This window comes from Caulobacter sp. S45 (assembly GCF_903642205.1).
In the GTDB taxonomy this organism is placed as follows: Bacteria; Pseudomonadota; Alphaproteobacteria; order Caulobacterales; family Caulobacteraceae; genus CAHJWH01.
Window position 1 is genome coordinate 1 of sequence record NZ_CAHJWH010000121.1, and the last position, 9,830, is coordinate 9,830.

The 9,830-nt window shown below is 69.3% G+C and carries 11 protein-coding genes; 2 read left to right on the forward strand and 9 right to left on the reverse strand.

What is annotated here, in order from left to right; translation table 11 throughout:
* Together HUV06_RS11780 and HUV06_RS11785 are read right to left on the reverse strand one after the other, a co-directional pair.
* On the reverse strand, nucleotides 1-1,347 hold a 1,347-nt coding region (locus HUV06_RS11780), incomplete at its 3' end, for an AAA family ATPase (protein WP_174301460.1).
* 27 nt (nucleotides 1,348-1,374) lie between these two features.
* Nucleotides 1,375-1,998, reverse strand: coding sequence for a thioredoxin domain-containing protein (locus HUV06_RS11785; protein ID WP_174301461.1), 624 nt, complete (start codon nucleotides 1,996-1,998; stop codon nucleotides 1,375-1,377).
* Nucleotides 1,999-2,197: 199 nt separating this feature from the next.
* Between HUV06_RS11785 and HUV06_RS11790 the strand changes: the two genes are divergently transcribed.
* Complete coding sequence (locus HUV06_RS11790; protein WP_174301462.1) at nucleotides 2,198-3,118, forward strand: sulfite exporter TauE/SafE family protein; 921 nt, start codon at nucleotides 2,198-2,200, stop codon at nucleotides 3,116-3,118.
* A 14-nt stretch (nucleotides 3,119-3,132) separates the two neighbouring features.
* Here HUV06_RS11790 and HUV06_RS11795 read toward each other — a convergent pair whose 3' ends face one another.
* The 3 genes from HUV06_RS11795 to HUV06_RS11805 are packed head-to-tail and all read right to left on the reverse strand — an operon-like array spanning nucleotide 3,133 to nucleotide 5,797.
* Nucleotides 3,133-4,158 carry an LLM class flavin-dependent oxidoreductase gene (locus tag HUV06_RS11795; RefSeq protein WP_174301463.1) on the reverse strand — a complete coding sequence of 342 codons (1,026 nt, stop codon included), beginning with the start codon at nucleotides 4,156-4,158 and terminating at the stop codon, nucleotides 3,133-3,135.
* 15 nt (nucleotides 4,159-4,173) lie between these two features.
* Nucleotides 4,174-5,112, reverse strand: coding sequence for a RimK family alpha-L-glutamate ligase (locus HUV06_RS11800; RefSeq protein ID WP_174301464.1), 939 nt, complete (start codon nucleotides 5,110-5,112; stop codon nucleotides 4,174-4,176).
* Between the two features lies 1 nt (nucleotide 5,113).
* The gene (locus tag HUV06_RS11805) at nucleotides 5,114-5,797 is read right to left on the reverse strand and encodes a thioredoxin domain-containing protein (protein ID WP_174301465.1); all 684 of its coding nucleotides are present in this window, start codon (nucleotides 5,795-5,797) and stop codon (nucleotides 5,114-5,116) included.
* A gap of 127 nt (nucleotides 5,798-5,924) precedes the next feature.
* Between HUV06_RS11805 and HUV06_RS11810 the strand changes: the two genes are divergently transcribed.
* Complete coding sequence (locus HUV06_RS11810; protein ID WP_174301466.1) at nucleotides 5,925-6,359, forward strand: DUF805 domain-containing protein; 435 nt, start codon at nucleotides 5,925-5,927, stop codon at nucleotides 6,357-6,359.
* A 12-nt stretch (nucleotides 6,360-6,371) separates the two neighbouring features.
* Here the strand turns inward: HUV06_RS11810 and HUV06_RS11815 are convergent, their stop codons facing one another.
* The 4 genes from HUV06_RS11815 to HUV06_RS11830 form a co-directional block, all read right to left on the reverse strand.
* On the reverse strand, nucleotides 6,372-7,115 hold the full coding sequence (locus HUV06_RS11815; protein WP_174301467.1) for an endonuclease/exonuclease/phosphatase family protein: 744 nt from the start codon (nucleotides 7,113-7,115) through the stop codon (nucleotides 6,372-6,374).
* A 17-nt stretch (nucleotides 7,116-7,132) separates the two neighbouring features.
* Nucleotides 7,133-8,134: an aldose epimerase family protein gene (locus HUV06_RS11820; RefSeq protein ID WP_174301468.1), complete on the reverse strand. Its 1,002-nt coding sequence runs from the start codon at nucleotides 8,132-8,134 to the stop codon at nucleotides 7,133-7,135.
* Nucleotides 8,135-8,216: 82 nt separating this feature from the next.
* Nucleotides 8,217-9,527, reverse strand: coding sequence for a family 1 glycosylhydrolase (locus HUV06_RS11825; protein WP_174301469.1), 1,311 nt, complete (start codon nucleotides 9,525-9,527; stop codon nucleotides 8,217-8,219).
* 65 nt (nucleotides 9,528-9,592) lie between these two features.
* Nucleotides 9,593-9,830, reverse strand: a 238-nt coding sequence (locus HUV06_RS11830; RefSeq protein ID WP_217433823.1) for a hypothetical protein, incomplete at its 5' end; no start/stop codon positions are given.

Consider the following 9,830-nt stretch of genomic DNA (forward strand, 5'->3'; position numbering starts at 1 on the left):
CGGGTCTTGGCCGGTGGACGAGACCGCCACCTCGGCCCTGACCTGGTCGAGCGCCGACCGCACGCGTTCGACGCGGGCGTCCGCCTCGGTCGCGCGGGCCTGGGCCTTGGCGTGGACGCCCAGGGCCTGGGCCAGCCTGTCCTGGGCCGCCTTGCTCCGCATGACTTCGGCCGCCGCCTCGCCGGCCAGCCGTTCGACCAGGGTGTCGGTCTCGGCCCGGCGGGCGGCGGCGTCCGCCACGCGGCGCTCGAACTCGGGTGTGCGCTCGGGCGCGGCGTCCAGGGTCTGGTCGAGCTGGATCAGCTCCCGGCCGAGACGGTCGAGCACGCCCGCCGCGTCCGCCAGCGTCTGATCCTCTCGGCCCGCGTCGGCGCCGTTGCGTTCGATCTCGCCCTTGAGACGCGCGACCTCCGCCTCGGCCAGGGCAGTTTCGCGGGCCAGGCGTTCGCGCTCGATGTCCAGCCGCTGCAGCACGGCGGCGGCCACCATCTCCTCCTCACGCAGAGGCTTCAGAGCCTCGGCGGCGCTCGCTGAGGCGGCCTCCGCATCCGACGCCGCCCGCGCGGTCTGCGCCGTGGCGGCCAGGGTCTCGGCCAGGGCCTGCTCGGCCGAAGCGACGCCCGAGGCGGCCTGGGACCACCGGGCGTAGAGAGCGGCGCTCCGCAGGGTACGGATTTCGGCGGAGAGGCGCTTGTACTGCTCGGCCTTCCTCGCCTCGCGCTTCAACCGGTTCAGCCCCGCCTCGATCTCGGCGGCCACGTCGTCCAGGCGCGCCAGGTTGACCTCCGCCGCGTCCAGCCGCAGCGTCGCCTCGTGGCGGCGGGAGTGCAGGCCCGAGACCCCTGCGGCCTCCTCCAGGATACGGCGCCGGTTGGCGGGCTTGGCGGCGATCAGCTCGCTGATCTGGCCCTGTCGCACCAGCGCGGGCGAGTTGGCGCCGGTGGAGGCGTCGGCGAACAGCATCTGCACGTCGCGCGCCCGCGCCTCCACCCCGTTCACCCGGTAGCTGGAACCCGCGCCCCGGGAGATGCGGCGCACCACCTCGATCACTGCGGCGTCGTTGAAGCGCGGAGGCGCCAGGCGGTCCGTGTTGTCGATCTGCAGCGAGACCTCGGCATGGTTGCGGCTCGAGCGCGCGGTCGAGCCGCCGAAGATGACATCGTCCATGCCGTCGGCCCGCATGGCCTTGGCTGAGCTGGCGCCCATGACCCACCGCAAGGCTTCCAGGAGATTGGACTTACCGCAGCCGTTGGGGCCGACGATGCCGGTCAGCCCCGGCTCAATGCGCAGCTCCGTCGCCTCGACGAAGGACTTGAAGCCCGCCAGCCTCAGCCGCTGGAAGCGCATGGCTGTGTCCTCATGCGGTCAGGGCGATCACTTCAGCAGCGGCTGGATGGCGGCGTCGAACTCGGCCATCGTCTTCTCGCCGGACGTCCCGAGCTGCTTGCCGTTCACCAGGAAGGTCGGGGTACCTTCGATGTGCTGCTGGTCCTGGGCGGCCTGCACGCGCGAGGCCAGGGCCTTCAGCGAGTCCTCGTTCTGGACGCACGCGTTGAACTGCGCCTCGCTCAATCCCGCCGACTGGGCGATGCGCAGCAGCACCCCATGGGCGTCGCCGGATGCAAACATCTCCGGCTGGGCGCGGAAGATGGCGTCCACCACCTGGAAGTATTTGTCCTTGCCCACGCAGCGCGCCAGCAGGAAGCCTGCGGCCGACACCTGTTCCGGCGCAGTCAGAAATTCTCGGAAGACGTAATGCACCTTGCCGCTGTCGATGTACTTGGCCTTGAAGGCCGGGAAGGTCTTGGCGTTGAAGTCGGCGCAGTGGCTGCAGGTGTCGGACGCATACTCGGTCACCGTCACCTTCGCGCCGGCATTGCCCATGCCCATCTCCGGCGCGGTCATGGCGTCGCCGCCTGCACCGTCGGCCTTGTGGCAGGCGGCGAGCAGGCTGGAGCCGGCGAGGACCAGGGCAAGGCGGCGGGCGAGCGGGCGCATGGGACGAGAATCCTTCGGACGGGCGGAGTCTAGCCGCGATTTCGCGCCTTGCCGAGCCGACCGGCGGAGACGCGGTGTCCCAGCCAGTCGAGGGCTCGCCGTTCGGCTCAGCAATTCTCTCAGCCGCTTCAGATTCTCGTGGTGGACGCCACCGGTCGGGCCGCCGAGAGTTAGGATCGTCTATCGACAGGAGCGCGCCATGAGCGACCGCATCGCGCACATCCAGCCGCGGCCCTTCTTCACGCTTCGACTGGCCATCATCCTTGCGGTTCTCGCCTTGCTGGGCGCCTTCATCGTCGCCGTCGCCGCGACCCACGCCCAGCTCGACCTTTCAGCGGCCGCCCGGGGGATCAACCCGCTCTACGCCGTCTCGGGGCTGCTGGTGGGCGTGCTGGTGGGGCTGACGGGCGTGGGCGGCGGGTCGCTGATGACGCCGTTGCTGGTGCTGCTGTTCGGTTTCCATCCCGGCACGGCCGTGGGGACCGACCTGCTCTACGCCTCGGCGACCAAGGGCGTCGGTACGGTGGTGCACGGCGCGAACAAGACCGTCGACTGGAGGATCACCGGGCGCATGGCCCTGGGCAGCATCCCGGCCACGCTGGCCACCGTGGCGCTGCTCTACGCCCTCCACTTCCACGGCGACGCCGCCTCCAAGCTGATCTCCACGGTGCTGGGCTTCGCCCTGCTGCTGACCGCCGTCAGCCTGCTTTTCCGCCGCCATCTGGTGGACCTGGCGAGTCGCAGCAACCTCGATCTCAGTCCTGGGAAGACGGCGGTGCTGACCGTGGCGCTGGGGGCGGCCTTGGGCGTGCTGATCACCCTGTCTTCGGTGGGGGCGGGCGCGATCGGGGTGACCGTGCTGATCTTCCTCTATCCCAAGATGCCCGTGGCGCGGATCGTGGGCTCCGACATCGCCCACGCCGTGCCGCTGACCCTGATCGCTGGAGCGGGCCACTGGCTGCTGGGTTCGGTCAACCTGCAGCTGCTCGGATCGCTGCTGGTGGGATCGATCCCCGGCATCATCCTGGCTAGCTACTGGACCGCACGCATCCCTGAGCGCGTGCTGCGCCCGATCCTGGCTGCGACCCTGCTTCTGGTGGGCGCCAAGCTGGCCTTCTAGGCCGGCGGGACGGCTCAGGCCGGCCGGATCACCTCGGACGAGAAGCGCTCCATCTCCTCCAGCTGGGGGCTCATCTGCAGGAGCAGGAGGTCGAGCCCCGCCGCCTCGAACCCGGCCACCCGGGCGCGGACCTGGTCCGGCGTGCCGACCAGGCCAGGTCGAAGGCCGCGGTTTGAGACGCTGTATTCCTTCACCTTCAGCTCGCGTTCCAGCTCGGTGCCGGAGAGCCACTGCTGGAAGTTGGCGAAGCCTGGAGCGTGCGGGTTGAGGGAGGTGATACGCTCCACTTCGGCCTGCGCCGCCTCGGCCGTGTCGCGCACGATGGCGTAGGCGGCCATGCCGTAGGTCATGGGGCCAAGGCCCAGCCGCTCGCGGCGGCTGCGCATGTCGGCGATCTTTTCGGCGATGAGGGCGGGTTCGTCGCCGTGCATGACGTAGGCGTCGCAACGCTCGGCGATCATGGACTTGGCGGCCTCGGACTCGCCGCCCGCGTAGATCATCGGGCGGGGCGAGGACACGGGCTTGGGCTCGCAGATGGCGTCCTTCAGCCGGTAGCGCGTCCCGTCGTAGGTGAAAGGCGTGTGGGTCCACAGGCCGTCGACCACCTCCAGCCATTCGGCGGTGCGGCCGTAGCGATCGTCGTGCTGGTCGAACTGCAGGCCGTACTGGGTCGCCTCGTCCGCCCACCAGGAGGAGACGACGTTCAGAGCCAGCCGGCCGCCCGAAATGTTGTCGATGTTGGCGGCCTGTTTGGCGAACAGAGCCGGGTGGTGGAAGTTCGGGCGCACGGCCACCATAAGCTCCAGCCGCTCGGTGACGGTTGCGAGCGCCGCGGCGGTCGACCAGGCGTCGAGCGCCGGCTGGTCGGTCCCCTTGATGTCGTTCAGGTTCAGCTCGGCGACGAGCGTCAGGTCATAGCCGATCTGTTCGGCTCGCCGGCAGAGCGTGCGGGTGTAGTCCCAGGTGGCGGGACCCATGCCCTCGTCGGGCACGTTGCGCAGCCAGCCGCCGAAGACGGGAGCCCAGAAGCCGTATCGCACGCTGTGTCCCTCGCCTTACGCGGCGAGCTTACGCGCCAGGCCGATTTCGCGTTCCAGCAGGTCCACCAGCTTCTCGTGCGGGTCGTAGCCCAGCACGGCCTGCGGGTTGGCGACGAAGTTGGACAGCGCGTTCAGGTCGTAGAAGCGGGGCGTTCCATCTCGTTCATCCACCATGTACTCGATCCCGCCCACGTCCAGGTGAGCAGCCCGGGCTGCGGCCTCCACCGCCCTGACGATCTCGGGTGGCGGCTCAAAGGCGCTGATGGTGATCGACGGCCCGCCGCTCTCTTGTCGGTCCACCATGCAGACGTCGGCTGGGCAGAGGTCGAAGGTGGAGCCCGCCCCGTCCAGGGCGATGGCGTAGAGGAAGCGGCCGCCTAGCGTCTCGCAGCGGATCACCCGCCCGGCTTCGGCCGGCACGTACTCCTGAACCAGGGTCACGCCGTTCAGGCCGGCGGGCGTGCCCTGCTCGGCGGCGAAGGCGGTCAGCTCCTCCAGTGTGTCGTAGCGGGCCATCCCGGCGCCAGAGCCGCCGATGTCGCCCTTCACCATGACGGGGAAGCGCAGCTGCGCCGCCGCCGCGGCCACGTCGGCGAAGCGGTGCACCACGCGGGTGGCCGGTATCTCCAGCCCCAGGCTCCGGAACAGCGAGAGCTGGCGCGCCTTGGAGGTGTCTACGGCCAGCGACGAGCTGCCGTTGATCACCCGCGCGCCCCTGTGCTCGAAGTGGGCCATCAGGGCGATGGTGTAGAAGATGGCGTGCTCGTCCTGGCGCAGGAACGCGCTCATGGCCAGCCGGTTGAACACCACCGGCGCGGGCAGGCGGGGCTCGCCCGGATCAAAGCTGTGGTCCTGCAGGGTGTGGGCGACGTAGTCGATGTTTCGCCGGTCAAGCTCTGCGAACAGCGGCGCGAACCACTGCGGGTGCTCGTAATAGATGGCGAGGTCGGCCATCCTAGCGGTGGCTCCTGGCAGCGGGCGCCTTGGCGAGCAGGGGCTGCAGCGCCGCATCGAACAGGGCGATGTCCGGCTCGCGTCCGTGCTCGTCCAGCTTGGTCCCGTTGAGGATGAAGGTCGGCGTGCTGTCGATCTTGGCCACGTCGGTGGCGTACTTCACACGCTGGTTCAGAGCGTCGATGTTGGCCTTGTCGCTGATGCAGGCGTCCATCTGCGTCTCATCCAGCCCGTTGTCCTTGGCGATGCGCACGAAGATGGACTTGGGGTCGTTGCTGGAAAAGATTTCCGGCTGGGCGCGGTAGATGGCCTCCACGATCGGGAAGTATCGGGTCTGGCCGGCGCAGCGGGCGAGCATGAAGCCCGCGGCGGCCACCTGGACCATGTCGGGGCTGCCCACCAGCATCTCGTGCAGCTCGAAGCGCACCTTGCCCGTGTCCACGTACCTGGCCTTCAGAGCCGGGAACACCTGGGCGTCGAAGCGGGCGCAGTGCGGGCAGGCGACCGAGGCGTACTCGGCGATGGTCACCTTGGCATGGGCGGAGCCCATGACGTAGGCCGCGGCGGTGAACGGCTGCGGCAGGTGCCTGGCGGGCGGGCTCGGCGGCGCGGCCCGGGAGGTGGCCGGCGACAGCACGATGGCCGTGGCCATGGCGACGGTGAGACGGCGGATCGCAGCGCGCATGGAGCCTCCTTCGGCCAGGGCCACCGTCTAGACGTGCAAGGCCCGGGCGGTAAAGGGCGTGCGCCTGATCCTCTCCCGCGCAGCCTCTCCCCCCGCTTCGCGGGGGGAGATAAGGAGCATCGATCCTATGCGGAGACTCGCCATCGCCATGCCATTGCTGAGGCCCGAACAGCGGCCGGACGCCTGGGAGCTGTTCTTCTCCTCCAGCGGGCGGCTGGCGCGGGCGCCGTTCGTCGCCGGCCTGGCCTGCGTGCTCGGGGCGCTATGGGTCTACGAGGACGAGGTGAGCGGAACGCCGAGGCTGGCGACGGGATGGGCCGTGCTGTCTGTGCTGCTGTTCAGCGGCTGCTGCCTGACATCGCGCCGGCTGCACGACCTTGGGCGGGCGGGCTGGTGGACGGCCTTGCTGTGGGCGCTGTTCCTGGCGGCGTGGCCGCCGTTGTCCTCGCCAGCGCGCGGGGTGGCCGGCGGCCTGCTCGGGGTGTGCGCGGCGCTGCTCTGCGCGACGCCGGGTCAGGGGCGTGCGAACCGCTTCGGACCGCCCCTGCCCGGTCGGCGTTGAGGTCGGCGGCGTTCAGGCGAGCCGCAGGTCGGCCACCAGCGGCAGGTGGTCGGAAGCTACGCGCGCCAGGGGGCCGGTGGCGGCGTGCACCTCCGTCACCTTGAGCCCCGGTGTCAGGAACATGTGGTCGATGCGCAGCACCGGCAGGCGCGAGGGGAAGGTCCGCGCCGCACGAGTGGCGCGTCGCTCGCCGCCGGGACTGCGCTGCACGTCGCGCAGCCGGGAGGTGATCGTCCGGTAGGCGGCGTAGCGGGAGGTGGCGTTGAAGTCCCCGAGCAGCACCGCCGGATCGCACCAGGCCGCCCGCCCGATCCAGTCGCCGCCGAGCAGCGCCGCGACCTGGCCGCGCTGCTCCACCGGGACCAGGCCCAGATGGGTGTTGATCACCTGCAGCTCGACACCGGGCGCGACTTCCACCGCCACCCAGATGGCGCCGCGCCGCTCAAGGCGGGAGCGGGGCAGGGTGGGCAAGGGACCGCTCCGCACCAGCCGGTGGGGCAGGGGCGTCAGGATGGCGTCCCCGTAGCTCTCCTCCGCCACGCCGAAGGCGGCGTTGAAGTGGAAGCGCATGCCGAGCCGGCTGGCGATCTCGTGCGCCTGGTCCACCCGGCCGCTGCGGGCGCGGCCCACGTCCAGCTCCTGCAGGGCGACGATGTCGGGACGGCTCTGGGCGATCACGGCGGCGATCCGGCCCACGTCCAGCTTGCCGTCCACGCCCACGCAGCCGTGCACGTTGTAGGTCATCAGGCGCGGCATGGCGGCGAGGTGGGGCCTTAGGCCTGGAAGCGGTAGAGGCTGCGGCGGCGGTAGATCTGGCCCGGGCGCAGGATGGCGTCCGGGAATCCCGCATGGTTCACCGCGTCCGGGAAGCCCTGCGGCTCCAGCGCCAGCCCGCCGTAGGCGACGAAGGGCGCCTGCAGCGCCTGGCCGGTATAGACCTGCATGCCTGGCTGGTCGGTGGTGAGCCGCATCGTTGCCCGGTCCGGGGCCTGCAGCGTCAAGGCGGGCCCGGCGCCTGGGGCGAGCGCCCAGTTCAGGTCCACGCCCTCGCCGAGCATCAGTTGCGGATCGGACTGGGCCAGCACGTCGGCCAGCCGCTCGCCCTTGCGCAGGTCGAACGGCGTCCCCGCCACAGGGGCAATGGCCCCGGTCGGGATCAGTCCCGGGCCGACTGGGGTGAAGCCGTCCGCCTCGATGGTCAAGCGGTGGTCAAGGATGGTGGCGGCGCGATCGCCGAGCAGGTTGAAGTAGATGTGGTGGGACAGGTTGACCGGCGTGGCTGAGTCCGCACTCGCCTCGTAGGCGATCTGCAGGGTGTCGGCGGCCGTCAGGGTGAAGCTCGCCCGCACCTCCAGCGTACCCGGGAAGCCCTCCTCACCTGCCGGCGAGCGGTAGGCGAGGGTGACGGCGCGGCCGTCCGGCGTCTCCTCTACGATCCGCCAACTGCGCTTGTTAAAGCCGACCTTGCCGCCGTGCAGGGTGTTGGGCGGCTCGTTGACGCTGACCTGCACTTCGCGCCCGTCCAGCTCAAAACGACCGCCGGCGATGCGGTTGGCAAAGCGACCGACGCAGGCGCCGACGTTTTTGGTGTCACGCTCGTAATCGGAGAGGCTGTCCAGGCTGAGGATCGCCTGGCGCTGACCGCTTGGGGTACGAACGCCCAGCCGGTGCAGGATGGCGCCGTACTCGATCAGCTGCACCTCCAGGCCGTCCGGCCAGGACAGGGTGGCGGAGTGGATGGTGTGGCCGTCCGCGGTGACGCCGAAGGCGCGCACGCCTAGAGCTCGGCCAGCCGGCCGCCATCCACCACCAGCGAGGCGCTGGCGACGCTGGCGACCTTGTCCGCGTAGCGCATGGTCAGCCCCTTACGGAATTGACGTCAGGCTTCTTGGCGGCGTCGGTGTTCAGCTTGCGGGCGTCTTCCTGGATGTCCTCAAGCCAGCTGTCGCCGTGTTCGCTGGGCGTGGCGATGGGCGCGACCATGCACACGCTTTGCATCGGCAGCACGTCCCGCCAGTCGGCGATCAGCTGCTTGTAGGCCGTGCCCACCGGGCGGATGTTGCGGTCCAGGTCATACAGACCCAGCGGGTTCACCTTGCCGTTGTTCTCCCGCAGCGCCACGTCCCAGTCCACCTGGTCGGTCAGCGAGTACCAGGTGAAGCCCAGGATCGGGATGCCGTCGTTGCGCACCCGAAGCACGTTGGCCCATTCCTTCCACAGCCAGTTCACCGCCTCGTCGCCGTTCGGGCCCTGGGCGAGGTTGGTCTCGGTGTGCATCACCGGCAGGCGGTAGCGCTGGTAGTAGTGTCGGGTGATCTCGTTGTAGCCGAAGATCTCGCCGGACGCGCTGGTCATGCCGTCGGCGGTCACCCTGTGCTCGTTGGTCATGTAGTAGTCGTTGCCGAGGATGCAGTGCTGCTTCAGCCGGTTGTCCAGGAAGAAATGGTACTCGTCCCGGGTCATGCCGTTGTCCATCAGGAACTCGTACATCTCAGAGTCCACCCGCCGGCCGTAGTTCAGGTCCAGCGAAAGGAAGCGTTCGGAGTTCATCACCTCCGCCGGGCCGATGGCCGCTGGGTTCTCCGCATGGAAGTATTCGGAGGATTCGCTTTGCACGAAGATGGCGTCGGGACGCGCCTCAAGTATCGCCGTCATAGCCAGCACGTTGGCCTTGACGATGTGCTTCAAGGCGGTGACGAAAGCCTGGTCGCTGGTCATCTGCTCGTTCCACCAGCCGTAGCGGGCGGAGAAGGTTGCGCAGATGTACATCTCGTTGACCGGCGTGTAGAGTTGGACCCACGGGAAACGCTTGGCGAAATCGCTGGCGTAGGCCTTGAACAGCTCGGGAAAGTCCGGGTTCTGGAAGTTGCCGATCCAGTCGGGGACGCCGAAGTGGCAGAGGTCCACGATCGGTACGATGTCACGCTTCTTCAGGTCGTTGAACGTCTCGTCGGTAAAGCTCCAGTCATACTTGCCGGGGCCTTGCCAGACAGTGTGGATCGGCGGTCCATAGCGCAGGAAGCGGACGCCGAGGTCTTCCACAAGCTGGAAGTCGGTCTGCCAGTGCTTGTAGAATCCGCACTTCTCCATCTCGTCGACACGCTCGCGGCCGCCCTTGATGGTCGGCACGCTGTTCTCGATGCCGGTGGCGAACATGAAGCTGAACATGCGCGGAATCCTGGAACCTGATGACCGCGTGAGCGGCCGTGAGCGGGCGGTCTGGCCGCGTGGACTCAGTTGTCGCCGGCATTGGTGAGCCTGTCGGCTCCCGACTGCAAGGACCGGTCAAGATGACGGCCGGCGCGGTTGAGGTCGGCGCCAGCGCGCTCGGCCGCCCGGCCGGTGGCCGCGCCCGCCTTGTCCAGGGCGCGCGCCGTGTCTTGCGCCGCGTGATCCAGGACGGGCTTGGCGTCCTGTACGGTGTCGGACACCGCGCTCTGGGTCGCGGCGGCGGCTTCGGAAGCGGCGTGG